The organism is Planotetraspora phitsanulokensis, from assembly GCF_016863295.1.
GTDB lineage: Bacteria > Actinomycetota > Actinomycetes > Streptosporangiales > Streptosporangiaceae > Planotetraspora > Planotetraspora phitsanulokensis.
In genome coordinates this window covers 1-23,165 of the sequence record NZ_BOOP01000059.1, presented here as the reverse complement: position 1 = coordinate 23,165, position 23,165 = coordinate 1, and the positions used below count along the sequence as shown (strand labels likewise).

General features: G+C 70.7%; 13 protein-coding genes. 2 read left to right on the top strand and 11 right to left on the bottom strand.

Going from position 1 to position 23,165, the window contains the following annotated elements:
* Window positions 1-151: 151 nt before the first annotated feature.
* The 11 genes from Pph01_RS41790 to Pph01_RS41740 form a co-directional block, all read right to left on the bottom strand.
* Window positions 152-1,516: an alkaline phosphatase family protein gene (locus Pph01_RS41790; RefSeq protein ID WP_204078818.1), complete on the bottom strand. Its 1,365-nt coding sequence runs from the start codon at window positions 1,514-1,516 to the stop codon at window positions 152-154.
* Window positions 1,513-2,679, bottom strand: coding sequence for a metabolite traffic protein EboE (gene eboE / locus Pph01_RS41785; protein WP_204078817.1), 1,167 nt, complete (start codon window positions 2,677-2,679; stop codon window positions 1,513-1,515). The genes Pph01_RS41790 and eboE overlap by 4 nt, the downstream gene beginning before the upstream one ends.
* Before the next feature lie 497 nt (window positions 2,680-3,176).
* Window positions 3,177-8,915, bottom strand: a complete 5,739-nt coding sequence (locus Pph01_RS41780) for a ThuA domain-containing protein (RefSeq protein ID WP_204078816.1) — start codon at window positions 8,913-8,915, stop codon at window positions 3,177-3,179.
* Between the two features lie 76 nt (window positions 8,916-8,991).
* Entirely contained in the window at window positions 8,992-9,897 is a 906-nt protein-coding gene (locus tag Pph01_RS41775) for a TatD family hydrolase (protein ID WP_204078815.1), read from the bottom strand.
* The gene (locus Pph01_RS41770; RefSeq protein WP_204078814.1) at window positions 9,897-10,550 is read right to left on the bottom strand and encodes an EboA domain-containing protein; all 654 of its coding nucleotides are present in this window, start codon (window positions 10,548-10,550) and stop codon (window positions 9,897-9,899) included. Before Pph01_RS41770 ends, Pph01_RS41775 begins: the two co-directional genes overlap by 1 nt.
* Entirely contained in the window at window positions 10,547-11,419 is an 873-nt protein-coding gene (locus Pph01_RS41765) for a sugar phosphate isomerase/epimerase family protein (protein ID WP_204078813.1), read from the bottom strand. Before Pph01_RS41765 ends, Pph01_RS41770 begins: the two co-directional genes overlap by 4 nt.
* Window positions 11,416-12,345, bottom strand: coding sequence for an SCO3242 family prenyltransferase (locus Pph01_RS41760; protein WP_204078819.1), 930 nt, complete (start codon window positions 12,343-12,345; stop codon window positions 11,416-11,418). Before Pph01_RS41760 ends, Pph01_RS41765 begins: the two co-directional genes overlap by 4 nt.
* 92 nt (window positions 12,346-12,437) lie before the next feature.
* Window positions 12,438-13,592 (bottom strand): inositol-3-phosphate synthase, encoded by a 1,155-nt coding sequence (locus Pph01_RS41755; protein ID WP_204078812.1) that lies wholly within the window; start codon window positions 13,590-13,592, stop codon window positions 12,438-12,440.
* A gap of 184 nt (window positions 13,593-13,776) precedes the next feature.
* Window positions 13,777-15,348, bottom strand: a complete 1,572-nt coding sequence (locus tag Pph01_RS41750; RefSeq protein ID WP_204078811.1) for a ThuA domain-containing protein — start codon at window positions 15,346-15,348, stop codon at window positions 13,777-13,779.
* Between the two features lie 88 nt (window positions 15,349-15,436).
* Window positions 15,437-18,256: a carbohydrate-binding protein gene (locus Pph01_RS41745; protein WP_204078810.1), complete on the bottom strand. Its 2,820-nt coding sequence runs from the start codon at window positions 18,254-18,256 to the stop codon at window positions 15,437-15,439.
* Window positions 18,257-18,404: 148 nt separating this feature from the next.
* On the bottom strand, window positions 18,405-19,733 hold the full coding sequence (locus Pph01_RS41740; RefSeq protein ID WP_204078809.1) for an ROK family transcriptional regulator: 1,329 nt from the start codon (window positions 19,731-19,733) through the stop codon (window positions 18,405-18,407).
* Between the two features lie 263 nt (window positions 19,734-19,996).
* On the opposite strand from Pph01_RS41740, the gene Pph01_RS41735 reads away from it, so the two are divergent.
* The gene (locus Pph01_RS41735; protein ID WP_239117411.1) at window positions 19,997-21,340 is read left to right on the top strand and encodes an ROK family transcriptional regulator; all 1,344 of its coding nucleotides are present in this window, start codon (window positions 19,997-19,999) and stop codon (window positions 21,338-21,340) included.
* 190 nt (window positions 21,341-21,530) lie between these two features.
* Window positions 21,531-23,057 carry a sugar ABC transporter ATP-binding protein gene (locus tag Pph01_RS41730; protein ID WP_204078807.1) on the top strand — a complete coding sequence of 509 codons (1,527 nt, stop codon included), beginning with the start codon at window positions 21,531-21,533 and terminating at the stop codon, window positions 23,055-23,057.
* Window positions 23,058-23,165: the final 108 nt, after the last annotated feature.

Genomic DNA, 23,165 nt, shown 5'->3' with positions numbered 1-23,165 from the left:
CCCCAGGGGCACGACCAGGCACCCAACCTGCGGTGCCATGGCCGTGACCTGCGGGCGTCACGACATGACCGGGGGAAGCCCCGGATAACCCGGGAACGCCCAGATAGCCCGAGAACACCCGGATGACCAGGGAACGCCCCGGACTGTGCGGCTACGTCTGCTGCAGCCCACCGAGACGGAGGAGAAGCGACTTGACGTCGGTAGCGGCGTACGACTGGTTGTCGAGGGTCTCGCTGCTCAGCAGGACGGGGCCGTCCAGCGGGTCGGCGGGCAGGCGGCCATGACTGCCCTTCACCACGGAGGGGTCGAGCGGGATGACCGGCATCGTGTAGCGGAATCCCAGTTCCTTGCGGGCCAGGGCGAGCGCGGCCTTGGCCTTCACCAGGGGGTCGGCCGGATTCAGGAACAGCTCGGCCGGGTCGTAGCCGGGCTTGCGGTGGATCTCAACGGACCGGGCGAAGTCCGGAGCGAGGTCGTCGTCGAGCCAGTAGTAATACGTGAACCACGAGTCCGGCGCGGCGACCGCGACCAGTTCTCCGGCCCGCGCGTGGTCCAGCCCGTGTGCGGCCTTCCCCTCCGCATCGAGGACCTGGTCCACGCCCGGCAGCGAGCCGATCAGCGACCTGACCCGGGGGACGTCCGCGGGATCCCGCACGTATATATGGGCGAGCTGATGGTCGGCCACGGCGAACGCGCGCGAGGTCCACGGGTCGAGGTACTCCATGCCGGCCTGCCGGTAGACCGACAACAAGCCTTCGGATCGCAGCACCCGGTTGACGTCGACCGGGCGGGAGACGTCGGTGATGCCGTACTCCGAAAGGACGACCGTGACTGCGCCGGCCGCCGCGGCGTCGTCGAGCAGGGGCCCGAGGACCGTGTCGACCTCCCGGGCCGCGGCCACCGCCTCCGGCCCCGACGAGCCGTACCGCTGCAGGTCGTAGTCCAGGTGCGGCACATACACCAGCGTGAGATCGGGCCGCTCCCGCGCGAGCGTGAGCCGGGCCGCGTCCACGATCCACTGGCTGGAGGTGATCCCCGCCTTCGGCCCCCAGTAGGAGAACAGCGGGAAGCGCCCGAGCTCCCTGGTCAGGTCGTTGCGCAGCGACGGCGGGGTCGTGTAGCAGTCGGGCGACTTGCGTCCGTCGGCGTGGTAGATCGGCCGGGGCGTCACCGTGAATTCGGTGGCGGCGCCCATGGCGTACCACCAGCAGATGTTGGCGACGCGGTAGCCGGGATTGACCTTCCGGGCGTCGTCCCAGATCTTCGGGCCTTCGACGAGCGCGTTGTGCTGCCGCCAGAGCAGGACCTCCCCGACATCGCGGAAATACCAGCCGTTTCCGACGATCCCGTGGTCACGCGGCATCGTGCCGGTGAGCAGGGTCGACTGGACCGAGCACGTCACCGCCGGCAGGACCGTCCGCAACTCCGCCGGCGCACCGAGCTTGGCCACGTTGGGCATGTGCTCCAGCAGCCGAGGCGTCAGTCCGACCACATCGACGACTACCAGGGGTCTCATCGGATCTCCTCCTTCAGCCCGAGGTCGATGAGGCGATCGCGAGCCCAGGCCAGCTCCTGCGCGATCCCCTCGACGAGGTCGCCGCCGGTACGGGGACGGCGGTCCTCCGGAAGCGCCTGCCAGGTGTAGGTCTCCACCTCGACGTGGTGCGTGAGGGCGGCCGGGCCGCCGAGCAGGGCACGCAGGGTCCCGTCCAGCACGTCCTGTGTCGAGCCGAGAGGCGCCGCGGGCGCCGCGTGCAGCGGCACGTGGAAGTGCACCCGCCACGGTGAGGCACCGGCCAGGTCTCCCGACAGCGCCTCTCCGAGGTCGTCGGCCCCCGGCCACTGGTCCCGTTCCCGCGTCTGGTGGATGAACCGCGGCTCGTCGAAGGCCAGCAGCGCCTCACGTACGGCGGAGTCGGCGGGGTCGTCGGCCTGCAGGGCGCACGACGCCTGGAGCTTCACCACCGGAAGACCCGCCGTGGCCAGCCGCGCGAGCGCCTCGCCGGGCTCCTCGAACTGCACGGCCAGATGACAGGCGTCCAGGCAGACGCCCAGGTAGGCGGGGTCGAGCCCGGAAAGATGCTCGGCCGCCTGCGCGGTTGTCTCCACGACGCAGCCTGGCTCGGGCTCGAAGCCCACTCGTATGGTCCGTCCGGTCGAGGCGGCGATGACGGCGAGTCCCTCGGCGAGTTGGCCGATTCGCCGCCTAGCCGCCTCGGCCGTGTCCGGCGTCCACGGGCTGCGCCAGGCCAGGGGAAGACTGGAGACGGTCCCCGATGTGACGTCGTCGGGAAGCAGCGCCGCCAGCAGCCTGGCCACGTCGAGGGTGTAGTGAAGGCGCTCGGGTGTGGTCCAGTCCGGACGGTAGACCCGCAGCTTGGACGAGCTCTCGTCGTGGAAGCTCCGGTACGGGAACGCGTTGAGCGTGACGACCTCCAGCCCATGGCCGGTGAGGGCGTCACGAAGCCGTACGACCTGTGCGGGGTCGGCGACCAGAGCGTCGGCGACGGGGCGCGACAACCACAGGCCGACGCCGAGCCGTGCGACGCCGAGCCGCTCGCGAACGGGCGCCGCGTAATCGCGCAACTGCGTGATCACGCCGTCGAGGTCCTCGGCCGGGTGGACATTGGTGCAGTAGGCCAGATGGACGGTCGAGCCGTCCTGATGCCGGAATCTCACGATGTCGTTCCTTCACTCCGACGACGGGCAAAGCGGACAGGGGGCCGACAGGGCGAACAGGAGCTGGAGAGGGCCGGACAACACGACGCAAGGGCAGGCAACACGAGCCGGTCCGGATAAACGGGGTTGAACTGGGCTGGTCGGGGCTGGTCAGGGCTGGTCAGTGCTTCACAAGGCTGTCGTTGCCGCACAAGGCAGGGCTTTCACAAGGCCGGTCAGTGCTGGTCGAAGCTGCACGGGGCTGGTCGAAGACTGGTCGAGGGCTGATCGAGGGCTGGTCGAGGGCTGATCGAGGGCTGGTCGAGGGCTGATCAGTGCCGGCAAGGGCTGGTCGGTGCCGGCTGCAGGCCGGTCAGTGTCGGCCCGGGGGCTGGTCATGCTGAGCCGGGGGTTGGTCATGCCGAACAGGGGGTGGTCCTGCTGAGCCGGGGACCGACCGGGCGAAAACGGAGGGACAGACCGGGGCGGCCCGCCGAAACGGGCCGCCCCTGCCTTCGTCAGCTGCCGGCCGGGCCGTTCAGCCGCGCGATGATCGCGTCGGCGTCGCGGGTCAGGACGTCCTTGACGTCGGCCACCGTCACGACCTTCGGGTCGGCGACGAGGGTCTTGAAGTTCTTCAGCTCCTTGATCGTCTTGGTGTCGTTACCGGCCGCCTCGGCCTTGCGGGCCTTGGCGAGCTGGTCCTGGAGGTTGTTGGCGTTCTTCTGGCTGAGCCAGCCCGTCGCCGCGAAGCGGTCGATCAGGTTGGCGATGTCACGCGTGGAGGTGGTGATGCCGAACGAGACGGACTGCACCGTCTTGTTGCCGGCGTTGTCCGTCGCGGTGACCTTCAACTCGTGCGTGCCGAGCGGGAACTCGAACAGCGACCGCAGCAGCCCCGACTGGAACGGATCGCCGTCCAGCCGGCCCGCCAGGGTCTTGACCCCGGAGGTGCTGTCCACGGCCTGCCAGGTGATGCGCACATCCTGGCTGTCGCCGTAGATCTGCCCGGCGGCGATGCCGGAGACGAGGACCGTCGGCTTGGTGCCGTCGATCTTCAGCGTGGCGGCCTTCTCGGTCTCCACGTTCCCGGCCTTGTCCTTGGCCCGGTAGGCCACGGTGTGGGTGCCGTCGCCGGTCACGTTCACCGGCTCGGTGTACGGCTTCCACGCTCCGCCGTCCAGGGCGTACTCGATCCCCGCCACGCCGGACGTCGCGTCGGTCGCCGACAGGGTGACGGGCACGGTGGCTCCGTGCCAGCCGTCGTCGTTGGCCGGTGCGAACTGCGCCGTGGTCAGAGGGGCCGTGGCGTCCTTCTTCACCGTGACGGAACCGTTGGCGGTGTTGCCCGCCTTGTCCGTCGCCCGGTACGCCACGGTGTGCGTGCCGTCCGCCGAGATGCTCACGGGGTCGGTGTAGGCCGCGAACGGCCCGCCGTCCACGCTGACCTCGGTCTTGTCGACACCCGACTCCTCATCGGCCGCGGTCACGGCGACCGCGACACTGGACACGAACCATCCGTCGGCCCCGTCGGGAGCTGCCGGGACGGTCGCGGCCGAGACCGTGGGCGGGGTGGAGTCCGGCTGCTCGCCCCACGAGGCGCGGAAGTAGTCGAACTTCGCCGTCTTCACTGCCGCCTGGTTGACGCCGAAGGCGAACACGCCGACCTTGGCCCCGCTCACGGCGGCGTTCGTCACCGGAGTCGGCGAGCCGACCTCGGTCCACGTGGCGCCGTCGGCCGAATAGTAGCCGTGGTAGGTGTTGCCCTGCTTGGCCAGGCGCAGCCACCAGACGCCCTGGGTGAGGTTGGACACCCCGGGCTGCGGGTCCTGCACGGTGTTGCCGACCTCGCTGCGCAGCTCGAGCCTGCGGGTGACCGCCGAGCCCGCCGCGTTGTCGACGACGTAGTCGAGCTTGACGTAGTTGCCGTCGTCGCCGTACGCGATGAGACCGCCCTGCTGGTACTGCTCATTGAACGCGCTGCCGTCGACCTTGGTCTCGACGGTCCAGTCCCCGGCGGGCGGGGTCTGCAGGATGAAGTTCTTCGGGTTGGAGTTGTCCGTCCCGTAGATGTCACCCTTGCTGGTGTCGATCTCGAGGTTGCCGCCGGTCACCCGCACCGCGGTGGGGTCCGGACGGACGACGGTGCTCCACCGGCACTGGTCGAGCGAGGTGCCGTCGAACTCGTCGTTCGGGTCGGCGGGCCCGGTGGCGGTGTCGTCCGGCAGGATCTGGAACCAGTCGAACGCCGCGTCGATAACCGTACGGTTGCCCGTGCTGGCGAACGAGGTCAGGCCGATGCGCGGGTTGTCGATCCCGGCGATCAGCTTGTCGGTCTGCGGCATCTGAGTCCACGCCTCGCCGTCGGCGGAGTACGCCGCGGTGAGACGGGTGCCGTCACTCGACAGCCGCAGGTACACGGTGTCGGGGAACGCCGCTCCCAGGCTGCCGGTGTTGGACTGGGCCACCTCGTTGGGCTGGCCGTTCTCCTCCCGGATGTACTGGATGATGCGACCGGCGGCGCCGCTCGTGCCGCGGCCCTGGATCACCAGCTTGGCGTAGTTGTCGTCGTTTCCGTACAGGAGCAGACCGGCCTGCTGGTACTCGGTGCGCGCCGCGATCGTCACCTTGGTCGTCGCCTGCCACGCGCCGTTCGGAGCGGGCTGGACCACGATGTTGGTGACGGGCGTCGTGTTGCCTCCGCTGTAGATCTCGGTGGCGGAGGTCGGGATGTGCAGGCTGCCGCCGGAGACGGTCAGGTCCTGGTTCTCCCTGATGACGGTCCACTTGTTGTGGTCGAGCGTGGTGCCGTCGAAACCGTCCGACTTGCCGGTGAGGCAGGTCGTGCTCGGGCTGTCGACGACGACCTGGACGTGCTCGGTCCTCGCGGCGCCCTTCGTGTCGGTGACCGTCACCTGGGCGTCGTAGGTTCCCGGCGCCTGGTAGGTGTAGGTCGCGTCCTGCGTGGTGGGCTGCGGAGCCCCGGCGACGCCGAAGTTCCACTTGTAGGTCAGCGGAGTGTTGCCGTCCGGGTCGTTCCCCTCACTGTGGAAGGCCACCTGGAGGGGGGCGACGCCCCGCGTCGGCGTCGCCGTCGCGGTGACCGTGGGCCGCTGGTTGTCGGTGACGCCCTGGCCCTCGAAGTCGACCCAGTTGACGTTCACCAGCGAGTCGTTGTTGCCGCCGGCGGGCTTGCGGACCACGAAGAACAGCGGCCCGCTCGTCGTCGGCGGAGAGGTCAGGTCGACCGGGAAGTTCTGGTACGTCTGCCAGCCTCCCGTGTTCGGCACGGTCGCCTTGCCCACGAGGGGCCCGTCGGCCGTGCCGGCGTGGATCTCGATCACGCCGCCCGTCGAGGCGGACGCGGCGCGGAAGGTGATCCGCCCGATGCCCGCCAGGTTGGCCGGGCTGAAGGACCAGAAGTCACCGTCCTCGATGAAGCCGATGTCCTCGAAGCCGCCCTGCGGGTCGGACGCCGTCTCGACCTTGACGCCGGGGTCGCCGGTGCCGGTGCCGTCGGGGACGCGACCGGTGGTCTCGTAGAACTCGGCCTGCTTGCGCTTGGGCTGCAGGATGACCTGGGCCCTGCCGGTCAGCGACTTGGAGCCGCCGGCGCCGCCCTTGTCGGTGTAGCTGGCCTCCAGCACGTAGAAGACGTTGTCGCCTTCGGTGTGCCCGGACGACAGCGTGGTCTGAACGGTGCCGGTGCAGCCGGTGTACTGGTCCAGCGGGTGGCCGTGGGTGTCGTGCCCGAGCACCGCCTGGATCTGCACGTCGTCGCAGTCGACCGTCCCGTCCTCGGGGTCGGTGACGGTGACGTCGAACTTCACCTGGTCGCCGAACTCGAAGAAGCCGCCGTTCGGCGGGAGGTTGATCTTCACCGTGGGCGCGGTGTTGCCGACCGTGATCGGCACGCTCGCGGCCGCGGTCTTGCCGTCCGCGTCGGTCACCGTGAGGGTGGCGCTGAAGTCGCCGTTGCCCTGGTAGGTGTGGGTCGGCGAGGCCTCGGTCGAGTCGGTGCTGCCGTTCCCGTCGAAGTCCCACGCGTACGTGATCGGCGAACCGTCGGGGTCGCGTGAGCCCTCGCTGGAGAACTTCACCGTCAAGGGAGCGGGACCGGAGGTCTTGTCGGCCGCCGCCTTGGCGACGGGTGCCCGGTTCCCCTTGACGTAGTCGATGCGGTAGACGCCCGAGTCGGTGTTGTCACCACCGAATCCGGAGCCCCACTCGATCAGGTAGAGCGCGCCGTCGGGCCCGAACTTCATGTCCATCGGCTTCTTGAAGCCCATGGTGCCGAAGATCTGGTTGATGTCGACGAGCTTGCTGCCGTCCTCGTTGAGCTGGAAGGAGTACAGCTTGTCCTGGTTCCACTCAGCGAAGATCGCCTTGCCGTCCCAGTACGCCGGCCACTTGCGGTCGGAGACCAGGTTGGGGTCGAACCGGTAGGCGGGACCCGCCATCGGCGCGCCGCCACCACCGAGCTCGGGGAAGGCGGGGTCGGCCGCGTAGTGGTAGTAGACCATCGCCGGGAGGGCCGCAGGCAGGTCGGTCAGACCCGTGTTGTTGGGCGAGTCGTTCTTCGGCGCCGCACAGTTGAACGCCGAGCCCGACTGGCCGGTCGCGAAGTTGTAGTCGATGTAGGGCTTGTTGTTGCCCACGCAGTACGGCCAGCCGTAGAAGCCGGGCTTGTTGAGGATGTCCCATTCGACCGTGTTCTCCGGGCCACGGGTGGCGCTGGCGTTGCCGGCGTCAGGACCGTAGTTGGCCACGAGGAGCTTGTGGGTCTTGGGGTCGATCCCGATCCTGAACGGGTTGCGGAAGCCCATGCCGTAGATCTCGGGGCGGGTCTTCGCCGTGCCCGGCGGGAACAGGTTGCCGTCGGGGATGGTGTAGGTCCCGTCGGCCTCGGGGTGGATGCGCAGCACCTTGCCGCGCAGGTCGTTGGTGTTGGCGGCGGTGCCCTGGGCGTCCCAGGAGGAGCGGCCCGACTGCTCGTCGATCGGGGCGTAGCCGTCGGAGGCGAACGGGTTGGTGTTGTCGCCGTTGGCGAGCCACAGGTCGCCGGTGGCCTTGTCGAACACCATGCCGCCGCCGTGGTGGCAACATTCGGCCCGCTGGACGGGGATCTCCAGCAGTACCTTCTCGCTGGCCATGTCGATCGTCCTGTCGGCGTTCACGGTGAAGCGCGACAGCCGGTCGACGACCTTGGCCGTGGGCGAGTAGTAGAGGTACATCCAGTGGTTGTCGCCGAAGTGGGGGTCGAGGGCCATGCCGAGCAGGCCGCTCTCGTTGGCGGTGAAGACGTTGAGACGCCCGGTGCTCACGAGGCCGCCGTCCGGCTTGACTGCCTTGATGTCGCCCAGGCGGTCGATGTAGTAGACGGTCCCGTCACGGGCGACGTCCAGCATCATCGGGTTGGACGTGTTGTCGTCGAGCGTGACCTTCTCGAAGCTGCCGTCCAGGCTCGCCGAGCAGTCCGCGTCGACCACGCCAGCCGCCGTCTGGATGCCGCCGAGCAGCAGGTGCAGGAAGTTCGGTTCGGTGTAGCTCTCCTCGGTGTGCCCGAGCCCGGTGTACCAGGACCGGCCGCCGTCGTAGTCCTGGCACCACGTGTTGGGGTGGTCGGCCCCCATCGTGCTGCCCGTGTACGACGAGGCGTCCAGGGAGGTCAGGACGTGGACCGTGCCGCGCGGGTCGGTCTGGTAGTCGTACCACTCGTCCGTGCGGGACACCGTGGTGGGCAGCCCCTTGGTGGACGGGTGGTCCGGGTCCTCGATCTTGACCGTGGCCTGCTGCGGAGCCGGGTGCTGCTTGAAGTAGGCGCCGACCAGCTTGCCGTACCACGCCCAGTCGTACTCGGTGTCGGCCGCCGCGTGGACGCCGGCGTAGCCGCCCCCGCCCTCGATGTACTTCTCGAAGGCGGCCTGCTGGGTGGCGTCCAGCACGTCTCCGGTGGTCGAGAGGAAGATGACGACCTGGTAGTTCGCCAGGTTCGCCTCGGTGAAGGCGCCCGCGTCCTCGGTCGCGTCGACGGTGAAGTTGTGGTCCTGTCCGAGCTGTTTGATCGCGGCGATCCCGTTCGGGATCGACGAGTGGCGGAAGCCTGCGGTCTTGGAGAAGACCAATGCCTTGAAGGGCGGGTCCGCGGCCGCCGCCGCGACGCCTGGGGACACGATTCCGATGGATAAGGCGAGAAGGGCGGCAGCCACGAAGGCCAGCGCCTTTCTCATGGTCGGTGCGAACTTCCTGCGGGTCATCGCCCACCTTTCCCAGGGACTGCTGTGGATCCTTTGCGCTCCCCGCCTCGCGGCGGAGACCCCCGACTGCCTTTCCTCACGCGGGCGAACCGCGTAAGACCGTGTTGCCGGCGTAGTCGCCGCCGGCGGCGACCGCGGCAGCTGCCGCGGTGGTGGTGGTGGTGGCTTCAGTGGCCTCAACGGCGACGCCCGAGAGGTCGAGGCGGCCGCTCTGCCCGTAGAAGGCGACGGGATTGGCCCAGAGCACGGTGTCGACGTCCGCCTCGGAGAACCCGGCGGCGAGCATCGCGTCGCCGACGGCCCGGGTCTTCAACGGGTCGCTGCGGCCCCAGTCGGCCGCGGAGTTCACCAGGACCCGGTCGAGTCCGTGCTCCTTGAGGATCGTGACCATCCGGTCGACGTCCATCTTGGTGTCGGGATAGACGGAGAAGCCCATCCAGCAGCCGCTGTCGGCGACCATGCCGACCGTCATCTCGTTGAGGTGGTCGACGAGCACCCGCTCGGGCGGCAGGCCCGACTCGCGGACGACGTCGATGGTCCGCCGGGTTCCGGCGGCCTTGTCCCGGTGCGGGGTGTGCACGAGCACCGGCAGGCCGTGCTCGGCGGCCAGCGCGAGTTGGCGGGTCAGGGCCTCGTCCTCGGCCGGGGAGATCTCGTCGTAGCCCACCTCGCCGACCGCGACGACGCGGTCCTTGGCGAGGTAGCGCGGAAGGAGGTCCAGTACGCCCTGGAGGCGCGGGTCGTTGGCCTCCTTCGGGTTCAGCGCGATCGTGCAGTGGTGGACGATCCCGAACTGGGAGGCACGGTACGGCTCCCAGCCGAGGAGGCCGTCGAAGTAGTCCGCGAAGCTGGCGGGCGACGTGCGCGGCTGCCCCAGCCAGAAGGCCGGCTCCACGACGGCGCGGACTCCCGCCGCGTACATGCGCTCGTAGTCGTCGGTGGTCCGCGAGGTCATGTGGATGTGGGGGTCGAAGATGCGCATCAGCGTTCCTCCCCGATGAGGGCGTGGATCCTGGTCAGGAGAGTCGGGTGGCGTTCCAGCACCGGCCACACGTCCGGCGGCACCTCACGTCCCGCGAGCAGCCGCTCCTCGGCGAAGTCGGCCATCATCCTGGCCATCTCCCCGTCCGCGCGTCTGTCGAGCCCGGCCACCGCGGCGAGCGGCACGCCGATGAAGACGCACTTCAGCACCGCCTGCCGATAGGCGTGATCGGAGAGGTGACCGGCCGCGTACGGTCCCATCGCCGCCTGGACGAGCCTGGCGTCGTTGGTCCGCAGCGCGTCGCGCACGAGCGGCACCCCCGCGTCGCCGAGCCCGGAGTCGTGCTCGAGGGCGGGCAGCGATCTGAGCACGGCGAGCCGCTCGGCGGCGTCGCCGTGGGCGTAGAGCTCGAACAGGGTCTCCCCCAGCTGAGCGCCGGTCTGGGGCAGGGCGAGCAGCAGCCGCGCCCGGGCGGCCTCGTCGACGGTCCAGCCGGGGTCGCCCGGGACGGGCTCCCGGCCGCAGGCCCGGCCGGCCGCGGGAAACAGCGCGGCGAGTGTTCCGGCGTCCGCGCGGACCCGCTCCATGGCGGCCTCCAGCCAGCGGGCGCCTTCGTCGGTCAGGGGAATCTCCGGCACGTTCGAGGTCGTCATCCGTCCTCCCTCGGGGGTTCGAACAGGGGAGTCTCATGTGAGCCGTGGGCGTCGCGGAGGAACCGCAACGAGCGTTCGGCGATCGCGGGCCCCGCGTGGCTGTGCCGCGGCAGTTCGACGCTGACGAGGCCGCGGTAGCCCACCTCGTCCAGCGCCGCCAGGACCGGCGGGAAGTCGATCTCCCCCTCGCCGAACTCCAGGTGTTCGTGCACGCCGCGGCGCATGTCCTCGATCTGCACGTTCACCAGGTACGGCCCGGCGCGCCGCACGCTGTCGGGCACCGGATCGGGCTCCAGGCACCGGCAGTGCCCGATGTCCAGCGTCAGGCCGAGCCGGTCGGGCCTCCCGGCGAGCGTGTGCAGCCGCTCGAACCCGGCGACGTCCTCGACGAGCATTCCCGGCTCCGGCTCGAAGCCGAGCGTGACGTCGCGGGTCACCGCCTCGTCGAGCACGGCGGTGACGCCCGCGACGAGGTTGTCCCAGGCCTCCTCCAGCCCGACCTCGGGCGGGCGGATCCCGCTCCAGAAGGAGACGGCCTCCGCGCCGAGGTCCGCTCCGATCCGTATGGCGCGGCGGAGCAGGTCGACGCGGAGCTCCGCCTGTTCGGCGGGGTGGAGCAGGGTCGGATGGTGCTTGCGGAACGGGTCGAGCACATAGCGCCCGCCCGTCTCGATCACCACGGCGAGGCCGAGCTCCCCGAGCCGTTTGGCGACGTGGTCCACCTGGCGGACGATGTCGGGCGCGTAGGGGTCGAGGTGCCCCGCGTCCAGGGTGAGCGCGACGCCGTCATACCCCAGCTCGGCGAGCACGGCGAGCGCCTCGTCGAGGCGGTGGTTGGTGAAGCCGTTGGTCCCGTAGCCGAATCTCACGTCGGGGACACCTTCCTCGAGAGCCTCCTCGCGAGGGGGTGAGCCGCCACGAGGGCCGCCGCCACGACGAGCCGGCCGCGCCCGGCGGTGAGCGCGGCCTGCAGCGGCAGCAGCCCGAGGATGCTCTGGCCGACGGCCGCCCGGGTCCGCGCGGCGTCGGGCCGCCTGGCCGCGGCGATCTGCGCGCCGCCCACCAGCCCCGCGTAGGCGGCCGTCAGGCCGAACCCGGCCGCCCTGCGCGCGACGGCGCGCGTGGTGCCACCGGCCTTCGCGCCCGTGTTCGCGCCCGTGTTCTGGCTCGGGTTCGCTGCCGACCGGTGGACGTGGACGGCGGCCAGCCCGGTGGCCACGGCGGTGGCGGCGAGTGCCGTGGCCGAGCGGGCCGCCGATCCGCCCGTGACCTCGCCCCGGCTCAGGGCCGTGACCCCGTAGGTGTGCGCCGCGACGGCGCCGGCGGTGAGCAGAGCCGTGCCGGCTCCGTCCTGCGTTCCGCCGCCGGCCGCCCTGGCCGTACCGCCGAGGAGCACGTCGAGGCCGCGCGCCGCGGCCATCGCGAGCGGCCCGGCGGCGGTGTCCTTGAGCGCGAGGTCGTAGGCCCACACGACGGCGGCCAGCCCGGAGGCGACCCCGAGCGCCCGGCGCCCGCCCGCGCCCGCCGCGAGGGCGAGGCCCGCGCCCGTGAGCCCGGCCGCGAGGCCGAGCGCCTGCCCCGGCCGGACACGTCCGGAGGGTATGGGCCGCTCGGGTCTCTCCTCTGCGTCGAGGTCGCGGTCGGCGTAGTCGTTCAGCGCCATGCCGGCCCAGTAGAGGCAGACCGACGACAGCGCCAGTCCCGGGTTCACCGCTCCGCCCGCGGTCGTGTCACCGGGAACGGTGAGGGCCGCGGGGGCGCGGACGAGCTCGGCCAACGTGGCGAGGCCGGGCATGCCGACGCCGGGCATGCCGAGACTGGGCATCCCGAGGCCGGGCATGCCGAGGCCGGGCACGGCGACGCCGGGCGTCGCGCGAGAAGCCGGGCTCACGCCAGGTTCCCGGCCCAGGCGCGCAGCAGGTCGTACTGCACTTGGACGCGGTGCTCGTCGGTCGCGAGGGGGTCCTTGAAGAAGAAGCCGAGCTCCTCGACCGCACCGGCCCGGCCGCGCTCGTGCGCGCGGGCGATCAGCCGGGCGAGGTCGAGCACCAGCGGGGCGGCGAGCGCCGAGTCGCAGCCCTGCCACGTGAACTGCATGGACATGCGCACGCCGAGGAAGCCCTCGAAGGTGATGTGGTCCCAGGCGGTCTTCCAGTCGCCGAGGTGCGCCACGTGGTCGATGTGGGTCTGCCCCTCGACGGCGTGGCCGAGGATCGCGGGCAGCGCGCGCTCCTTGGAGATCTTCTTGCTCTCGCCCGCGGCGGGGTCGGCCAGGGTGGCGCCGTCTCCCCCGCCGAGCAGATTCGTCCCCGACCAGGAGCGGACGGCCAGGGCGCGGGCCGCGAACATGGGGGCGAGGGCCGTCTTGACCAGGGTCTCCCCCGTCTTGGCGTCCCGGCCGGCGTACGGCACGGCACGGGCGTTCGCCAGCTCGTCGAGCGCGGGCAGCCAGGCCCCGGTCGACGGCGTGAAGTCGATGTACGCGCAGCCGGCGCTGAGCGCGGCGTACGCGTAGAGGGAGCTCGGCGGCAGGACGGCGGCTCCGGGGGTCTCGAGCGCCTCGGTCAGCGTCTCCAGGTTCCGGTGGGCCGGGGCGGGGGCGACGGGCGGCTCGGTCGAGGCCACATGGATCACGACCACCCGCGCGAGGCCGAGACGGTCGCGGAAGTCGGTGATGTCGTCGATCAGCGCCTGTGCGAGCGCGGCCTGGGTCTGTCCTTCACGGGGGACCGCGTCCGTGATGCCGGGCCTGATCTCCGCGTCGGCCGTCTCCAGTTCGTGGCGGACCAGGTCGGCCAGCGGCGACGGGATGACCCCCGCCCTGGTCAGTTCCTCGGCCCTCTTCGGCAGCGGCGTGCTGGAGATGTCGTGCCCGCCGAAGACGAGCGCGTCGAGCGGCGGCAGTCCCGCCCTCGCGAAGTCCGTTCCCGCTGTCACGCAGCCGACGGGCGCCGCGAGCCCGGCGCGCAACGCCGCTGCTCCCGCGACGACCGTGGTGGCCACCGATCCTCTCGCACCTACCAGCCAGACACCGATCTTCATCGGTCACTCCCTTTTCCCTGAGCCGGTCGCCGACGATCCCGGCCGTTTTCCCTGGAGCCGCCCGGCGTGCGGCGGCCCTTGTCGCGAGTTCGGGGAGGGCGCCCGCCGCGACGCCTCAGACGGGCGTCGCGCGCGGGCACCACTCCAGGTGGGTCGTTATCGGGTGGTGGTCATCGGGTGGTGGTCATCGGGTGATGGTGAAGGTGTCGATGTCGAACAGGGAGCCGGACCCACCCGTGAAGGTGAGGAACAGCGACCCGGTCGCGTTGCCGGTCAGGTTGACGGTGACGGTCCGGAAGGTGTCCCAACTGCCGGTGTTGGTGACCGCCACGGAGCCCAGCACGGCGCCCGTCTGCGAACCCGAGCGGATCGTGATCGTCCCGCCCGCGCCCGCCGAGGAGTACTTCACCGCGAAGGTCTTCGCGTTCTGCGTGTTCACCTGCGAGTAGCCGGCCCAGTCGCCGTTGTCGATGAAGCCCATGGTCGTGCCGCCGCTCGCGCCGCTGTGGCCCGCGGGCTGCACGCCCGACTGCGAGGTGTACGCCTCGCCCTCGGTCGTGGTGCTCGTGGGCGGCGTCGTGGTGGTCCGGGAGATGGTGAGGGTGTCGATGTCGAACAGGGAGCCGGACCCACCCGTGAAGGTGAGGAACAGCGACCCGGACACGTTGCCGGTCAGGTTGGCGGTGACCGTCTGGAAGGTGTCCCAGCTCCCGGTGTTGGGAACCGTCACCGACCCGAGCACGGTGCCCGTCTGCGAACCCGAGCGGATCGTGATCGTCCCGCCCGCGCCGGCCGAGGAGACCTTCGCGGAGAAGGTCTTCGCGTTCTGCGTGTTCACCTGCGAGTAGCCCGCCCAGTCACCGTTGTCGATGTAGCCGAGCGTCGTGCCGCCGCTGGCACCGGCGTGGCCCGCGGGCTGCACGCCCGACTGCGAGGTGAACGCCTCGCCCTCGACCGTGGTCGTGTCGCCCGTGGGCGGCGGGGTGGTGGGCGGGTCGCAGTTGGCCTGCACCATGCCCGCCGCGTACCGGATGCCCCCGAGCAGCAGGTTGCGGTAGTTCGGGTCGGCGTACGACTCGATGGTGTGCCCGAGGCCCGTGTAGAACGAGCGGCCGGACGCCTGCGGGTGGCACCACGTGATGGGGTGGTCCCCGCTCATCTCGCCGCCCGAGTAGCTGGTCTCGTCCAGGCTCTGCAGCACGTGGACGGTGGACCGGGGGTTGGTGCGGTAGTTGTACCACTCGTCGGTCCGCGTCCACGTCGCGGCGAGGCCCGCCGTGGCGGGATGCGTGCGGTCCTCGTTCTTGACGACCGCCTGCTGGATCGCCGGGTGGCTCTTGAACCAGGCCCCGACCAGCTGGCCGTAGTAGGGCCAGTCGTACTCGGTGTCGGCCGCGGCGTGGACGCCGACGTAGCCGCCGCCGCCGTTGATGTAGTTGGTAAAGGCCGTCTGCTGGGTGGCGTTGAGTACGTCGCCCGTGGTGCTGAGGAAGACGACGGCCTTGAACTGCGCCAGGTTGGCGGCGGTGAACGCGTTGGCGTCCTCGGTGGCGGTGACGGTGAAGTTGTTGGCCGCGCCGAGGTCGCGGATCGTCTGGATGCCGGTGGGGATGGAGTCGTGCCGGAACCCGGCGGTCTTGCTGAAGACCAGCACCTGGTAGGCGGGGTCGGCCGCCTGGGCCGCGGTGGGCGCGAGCTGGCTCGCGATCAACGTGGCGGCGACCAGCGCCAGACCACGCCGCATGACGGTGCGCATGCCTGTCCTTTCCTGTACGGCTCGCCGGCGCGCGGGGGACGTGACGGGCACGTCGCCCCGCGCGCGGCCGCCTTCGCGGGGCGCCTGGCTAACGGGTGATGGTGAAGGTGTCGATGTCGAACAGGGAGCCGGACCCACCCGTGAAGGTGAGGAACAGCGAGCCCGTCGCCGATCCGGTCAATGTGGTGGAAACCGTCTGGAAGGTGTCCCAGCTGCCGGTGTTCGGAACCGCCACCGAACCGAGCACGGTGCCGGTCTGCGAACCCGAGCGGATCGTGATCGTCCCGCCGGCGCCGGCGGAGGAGATCTTGGCCGAGAAGGTCTTCGCCCCCTGGGTGTTCACCGTGGAGTAGCCCGCCCAGTCACCGTTGTCGATGTAACCGAGCGTCGTGCCGCCGCTCGCGCCGGCGTGACCCGCGGGCTGCACGCCCGACTGCGAGGTGTACGCCTCGCCCTCGGTGGTGGTGGGGGTGCCCCCGCCACTGGTGTTGAAGGTGTAGGCGTCCAGGTCGAACAGGTTCCCCTGGCCCGTCACCCCCTTGAACACCAGGTACAGCGTCTGGGTGCCGCCCGGCACGTTCGAGAGCGGGACGTTCACGTTGACGAAGGTGTCCCAGCTGCCGGTGTTCGCCACCGCCGCGGAGCCGAGGAGCGTGCCGGTCGCCGAACCCGTGCGGACCTCGATGGTGCCGCCGACGCCGCCGGAGGAGACCCGCGCGGTCATGCTGGTGGCCCCGGTCAGGGCGTACGGCGTGAAGGAGATCCAGTCGCCGTTGTCGGTGAAGCCGACCGTCTTGGCGCCTTCGGCGCCGGCGTGGTCGGCGAGCTGGATGCCCTGCATCGCGCCGTAGTGCTCGGCCTGGCGGTGCTTGGGCTGGAGGGTGCGGGCGCTGACCGAGGTCAGGCCGCCCTTGTCGGTGTAGGAGGCCTCGAAGACGCCGAAGATGTTCGCGGCGGCGTCGTGCTCACCGTCGGTCGGGGTCGTCAGCGTGCCGGAGCATCCGGTCTTCGACGTGATCTGGTGGCGGTGGTTGTCGTGGCCCAGGAAGTAGGTCACGGTCACCTTGCTGCAGTCGATCGTGCCGTCTTCGGGGTCGGAGACGGTGACCGTGTACGGCACCGTGTCGCCGAAGGCGAAGAGCGCTCCGTTGGCCGGCGTCGTCAGGTTGATCGTCGGCGCGGTGTTGCCCACGCTGACCACGAGGCTCGCCGTACCGGTCAGGCCCTGCGGATCCCGGACCGTCAGCGTCGGCGTGTAGGTGCCGTTCGCCGTGTAGGTCTTGGTGGGGTTGGCCGCGGTCGAGGTGGTGCCGTCGCCGAAGTTCCACGAGTACGTCAGCGCGCCGCCCTCGGGGTCGGAGCTGCCGGCCGAGGAGAAGTTCACGGTCAGCGGGTTGGCGCCCGAGGTCTTGTCCGCGGCCGCCTTGGCGATCGGGTTGCGGTTGGCGCCGCCGATGTACTCGATGCGCCACAGTGCCTGGTTGTTGCTGCCCGTACCGTAGTCGAGGACGTACAGCGCGCCGTCCGGGCCGAACGCCTGGTCCATGACCTGCGTTCCGCGCCAGGGAAAGGCGCCGATGTCACCGGGGGTGCCGTCGGACTTGACCTCGATGGCCTTGATCCACTGCCGGCCGTACTCTCCGGCGAAGAACCGGCCGTCGAGCGACTGCGGGAACTTCACGGCGGAGTTGAGCGAGGCGTTGTACCGGTAGACCGGGCCGCCCATGGGCGACTCGGAGCCGCTGCCGAAGTCCGCCGGGGAGCCGGCCTCACCGCCGTACCTGATCCAGGCGGGCTTGGCCGCGGGGAGCGTGGTCAGGCCGGTGTTGCGGAACGAGTTGTTCGTCGGGCCGCCCGCGCAGTTGTACTTGGCCTGCGAGGGGCCGCTCGGGAACGTGAACTCGTTGTAGGTCTCGGCCGTGGTGTTCGTGCCGGTGCAGTACGGCCAGCCGAAGTTGCCCGCCGAGGTGATCCGGTTGAACTCGACCTGGCCGCCCGGGCCGCGGTTCGCGTCGGGGCCGCCGGCGTCGGGACCGTAGTCGCCGAGGTAGACGATGCCCGTGGCCTTGTCGACCGACATGCGGAACGGGTTGCGGAAGCCCATGCCGTAGATCTCGGGGCGGGTCTTCGCCGTTCCGGGCGCGAAGAGGTTGCCGGACGGGATGGTGTAGGTCCCGTCGGCCTCCGGGTGGATCCGCAGCAGCTTGCCGCGCAGGTCGTTGGTGTTGGCCGAGGACCGCTGCGCGTCGAACTGCGGGTTGCGGTCGGTCCGCTCGTCGATGGGCGCGTACGCGTTCGACTCGAACGGATTGGTGTCGTCACCCGTGGTGAGGTACAGGTTCCCCTGGGCGTCGAAGTCGATGTCGCCGCCGACGTGGCAGCACTGCCCGCGGTCGTTGGGGACGACGAGCACGACCTTCTCGCTCGACAGGTTGAGCGTGTTGTCTGTGTTGAGGGTGAACCGCGACAGGTGCAGCTCGCCCTTCCACTGGTCGAACTGCGCCTGGGTGCCGTTGGTGGGGGCATCGCCGCCGGGCGTGCTCAGCGCGGGCGAGTAGTACAGGTAGATGAACCGGTTGGTGGCGAAGTTCGGGTCCGCCGCGACACCCTGGAGGCCCTCTTCGTCATGGGTGTAGACGTTGAGCTTGCCGGCCACCTTGGTGTTACCGGCCGCGTCGGTGACCCGGACCGTGCCGTCACGGGCGGTGTGCACCACCGTGCGGTCGGGGAGCACCGCGAGGGACATCGCCTCGCCGAGCTCGGCGCCGCCGACGGCCAGCTGGACCTGCTGGTAGTCGGAGGCGGGGATGACAGAGGCCTGGGCCGCCGGAGCCGTCGCCACGCTGGTTGCCAACACCAGCGACAACGCGGATAAGAGTGGGACCCACGGCCGAAGACGTGGAGACATGAGAGTCCTTTCCTGACCTAGGGGGGCTCAGTCAGGCAAGGCGCGCGCCGCCGCGCTTGTTGCCGGTTGTGCGGGTGGTGCTCATGCCGCTTCGTATCTGGAGGTGCCGACTCCAGCTGGGTGCAAATACCTCCTTAGGATTTGCAAGTCATATTCTCTGACCTGCAATGTTATGTGCGATCGGTGCCGAGCCGATCGCAGTCGGGTCATCCATGATGTGGTCGACCACCATGCTCGCGGCGCCGCGGGAGGCGGCGCCGAAACCTAGATTTGACGCCATGAATCGGCAGCGCGCCGCCGGCCCGGCGATGACGAGCTGCTCGAGCTGCGCCTGGGCCGGCGGGATGAGCTGCTCGGCGAGCCGCGCGAAGTAGCCGCCGATCACGATCACGCGCGGGTTGAAGAGGTTGGCCAGGATCGAGCCGCCGAGCCCGAGCCATCTGCCGACCTCCGCCACCGCGCCCATCGTCCGCTCGTCGCCGTCCGCGAGACCCCTCGCGATCTCCCTCACCCGTTCCTCGGGATCGGGGGTCGGCGCTGCGATGTGCCCTGTGTTCAGCCCTGTGTCCAGCCCCGTGTCCTGGCCGTACGCCTGGTCGGGGGTGGCCGAGCGGACCAGGGCGGCGAACCCGACCTTGGTCTCCCAGCACCCGACCCGGCCGCAACCGCAGCGGCTGCCACCGGGGTCGACGGGCAGGTGGCCGACCTCGCCGGAGAAGCCGTCGGCGCCGCGCAGCAGGCGGCCTCCGACGATGATGCCGCCGCCGACGCCGACCTCTCCCGTGAGGGAGACCATGTCGGACGTGCCGGCCGCGACGCCGGACGTGTACTCGGCGAGCGCGGCGAGGTTGGCGTCGTTGTCCACGCTGACGGGGATCGGCAGGCCGCCGAGCTCCTCGCGGAGGCGGTCGGCGAGGGGCAGGCCGTGCCAGTCGAGGTTGGGCGCGAACGCGACCACGCCCTCGCTGTCCACCAGGCCGGGCACTCCGACCACGATGCCGCCGGGAAACGCCCCGGCGCGCTTCATGTCGCCGATGACCCGCCGGGTGACCCGGCCGAGCTCCGCGAGCGACCGGTCGGGCCCCTGGCCCATGGCGTCGAAGCCGATCCGGCGTTCCACCAGGACGCGGCCGCTCAGGTCGGTGCCGTGGACCGCGATGTAGTCGACGTTGATCTCCATGCCGAGCGCGCCCACGTGCGAGCCGTCGAGGGCCACCGCGCGCCGGGGGCGGCCGATGGCTCCGGCCCGCTCCGTCCCGACCTCGCGGACCAGCCCGCGCTCGAGCAACTCGGCCATCAGGTTGGAGACGGTGGCCCGGTGCAGACCGGTCGAGTCGGCGATGTCCGCCCGGGAGCAGGACCCCTCCTCGCGCAGGTGGCGCAGCACGAGCGCGAGGTTGGCGCGCCGCAGGGAGGCGTGACCCAGCGGCTGGGCGAGACCGTTCGCCGAGCGCGTGGGAGATTGCCTCTGGGTCAACGCCGGACCGCCTTTGTATGTATCGAAGATTAATTAACGCGTTTATAACATGGGCATCACAGGCGTGCACCACGGCGGAAGGTAACGAATCCGCATCACGCGACTCGCCGTTCCGCGTTACCCAAGCGTTACGGAAGGCGAAGCGTTTCGACGCTTGCACGACCGTCAAAACCGCGCTTTTAATTCGACGAGCCATGCAAATTAATTCCGTCCGGCCACGCAAGTGGTCTGGTTCGGCATGCAATTTTCGCAAGGAGGTCTGCGTGCGGCGTGAGGGCACCTGGAACGGCGGCCCGGGCACCCCTCGGCGGGGTCCGGCCGATCAGGCCACCGTGCGCCGCTCCAACCTGGCCCTCGTGCTCAGGCACCTGAGAGAGCACGGCGCTCGATCCAGGTCGGCCGTCGCCGCGGAGACGGGACTGAACAAGACCACGGTGACCAGCCTCGCGAGCGAGCTGCTCGCCCGCGGCCTGATCAAGGAGACCGGTCCGCAGCACGCCGGGGCGGTCGGCCGTCCCGGGCTCGCGCTCGCCCTCGACGGTTCGGGGGTCGGCGCCCTCGGCCTGGAGGTGAACGTCGACTACATCGCGGCGTTCGCGACGGACCTCGCCGGGCGGGTGCTGCTCGACTGGCGGATCAGCTTCAACGCGATGAACAGCACTCCGGAACGTTCCCTCGAGGAGCTGGCCGGTGCGATCAGGCAGGCGGTCGACGAGCTCGCGCTGCTCGGGGTGCGGGTCGCCGGGATCACCGTCGCCGTCCCCGGGCTCATCGACACGACGACGGGCACGGTCGACGTCGCGCCCAACCTCGGGTGGTACGGCGTGCCCGTCGCGACCGTGCTCGAACGGGCAGACGTCTCGCGGGACGTGCCGGTCACCGTGGACAACGACGCCAACCTCGCCGCGCTCGCCGAGTTCACCAGCGGCGTCGCGGCCGGCACCCCCGACCTGGTCTATCTCACCGGAGAGGTGGGCATAGGCGGTGGCATCATCGCCGGCGGACGGCTGCTCGGCGGGGCGGACGGGTTCGCCGGGGAGGTGGGCCACGTCCCCGTGGACCCTTCGGGCGACCGGTGCGGCTGCGGGCGCATCGGCTGCTGGGAGACCAAGGTCGGCCTCGCCGTCCTGGTCCGGATGGTCACGCCCGACAACGCGTACGGCACGCACGACGGGATGGTCCGCGACCCGGAGGAACGCCTGTCGGAGATCGAGGCGAGGCAGGCGGCGGGCGATCCGCGGGTCACCGAGGCCGTCGCCGAGGTCGGCCGCTGGCTGGGCCGCGGCGCGGCCACGCTGGTCAACCTCTTCAACCCCCGTGTGATCGTCCTCGGCGGCTACTTCGCCCGGCTCGCCGACCAGCTCATCCCCGTGGCGCAGGCCGAACTCGAGCGATGGGGGGTGGCCGGGTCGATCGCCCGCTGCTCCTTCGTCGCGTCCGACTTCGGCTTCTGCGCCGCCTCGCGCGGCGCGGCGGGACTCGTCGTCGAGCGCGTCCTGTCCGACCCCACCACCGTCGACATCCGCGCCAGCGCGATGCCGGTCCCCCAGATGAGCACGGAAGGGAGCGCTGACCCGGTGTCCCACCGTGCGAAGCCGCCTCGCTGACCCCCAGTCCCCCGTCCGCCCGGCCGGGCCGAAACCCGATGACGGAGCCGTTCTCGCCGACCTCGGCTCCGTCACCGGCGGTGCCGCATCGAGCCCGGCCGGGCGGACGGGTCACCACTCCCTTCAGAACAGCTTCCACACAACCACAGAGCCACACAGCCAGACAGGATCCGAATCCAGGAGGCAACCCATGCCGGAGTCATCCCCCGACACGGCGCCGCTTCTCCTCATGCGCGGGATCGTCAAGCAGTTCCCCGGCGTCCGCGCGCTCGACGGCGTCGACCTCGACGTGCGCGCCGGAGAGGTGCACTGCCTGCTCGGGCAGAACGGCGCGGGCAAGTCCACTCTGATCAAGATCCTCGCCGGCGCGCACCAGCCGGACGAGGGCTCCATCACCCTGGCCGGCGAGGAGGTGCGGCTGGCGACTCCGATCGCGGCCATCCGGCTCGGCATCTCGACCATCTACCAGGAGCTCGACCTGGTCGACGGGCTCAGCGTCGCGGAGAACATCTACCTGGGTCACGAGCTGGCGCGGTTCGGCTTCACCCGTACGGCGCAGGCGTCCAAGGCGGTCCGCGAACTCCTGGCCCGGCTGGGCCACCCGGAGATCCGGCCCACGACCGAGGTGGGGGCGTTGTCCCCGGCAGCCAAGCAGGTCGTGAGCATGGCGCGGGCGCTCTCGCACGAGACCCGGCTGATCATCATGGACGAGCCGTCCGCCGCGCTCGCGCAGGACGAGGTGACCAACCTCTTCCGCATCATCCGCGAGCTCACCGCGCAGGGCGTGGCCGTCGTCTACATCTCCCACCGGCTGGAGGAGATCCGCGAGATCGGCGACCGGGTCACCGTGCTCAAGGACGGCCGCACGGTCGCGGTCGGCCTGCCCGCGAGGGAGACCTCGACCTCGAAGATCGTCTCGCTGATGACCGGCAGGAACGTCGAGTACGTGTTCCCGCCCCGGCGCGAGCCCGGCAGCCACGACGGCAGCCCGGAGGTGTTGCGGGTGGAGGGCCTGACCGTCCCCGGCCGGGTGCGGGACGTGTCCTTCTCCGTGCGCGCCGGCGAGATCGTCGGCCTGGCCGGGCTGGTCGGCTCGGGCCGCTCCGAGATCATCGAGGCGGTGTACGGCGCCCGCCGCGCCACCGGCCAGGTCATCCTCGACGGGCAGCCGGTGCGCTCCGGCAGCCCGACCCGTGCCGTACGGCTCGGCATGGGACTCGCTCCCGAGGAGCGCAAGGCCCAGGCCCTGCTGCTCGACCAGAGCGTCGCCCGCAACATCACGCTCGGCGCGCTGAGCAGGTATTCGCGGTTCGGCTGGCTGGACCGGGGCCGCGAGATGGCCGACGCGCGAAAGCACGCGGAGGCCCTCGGCATCCGCCCGCCGGATCCCCGGCGGGCCATCAGGACGCTGTCGGGCGGAAACCAGCAGAAGGCCGTGCTCGCGCGCTGGCTGGTCGACGGCCGCAAGCTGCTCCTGCTCGACGAGCCCACCCGCGGCGTCGACGTGGGCGCCCGAGCGGAGCTCTACGCGGTGATCCGGCGGCTGGCCGACGAGGGCGTCGGGGTGCTGCTGGTCTCCAGCGAGGTGCCCGAGGTGCTCGGGCTTGCCGACCGCGTTCTGGTCATCAAGGAAGGCTCGATCATCCACGAGTCCGGCGCCGGGGAGCTGGACGAACACGCAGTACTCGACATGATCATGGAAGGGAGCCTCGCATGAGCGAGCCCCGCGTACCTTCGGTCGCCGAGCCGTCGCCGGCGCACGTCCCCGGCGGCCCGGTCAACGGCGACGGCGGGCTGCTCGCCCGTCTCTCCGGGATTCCGCATC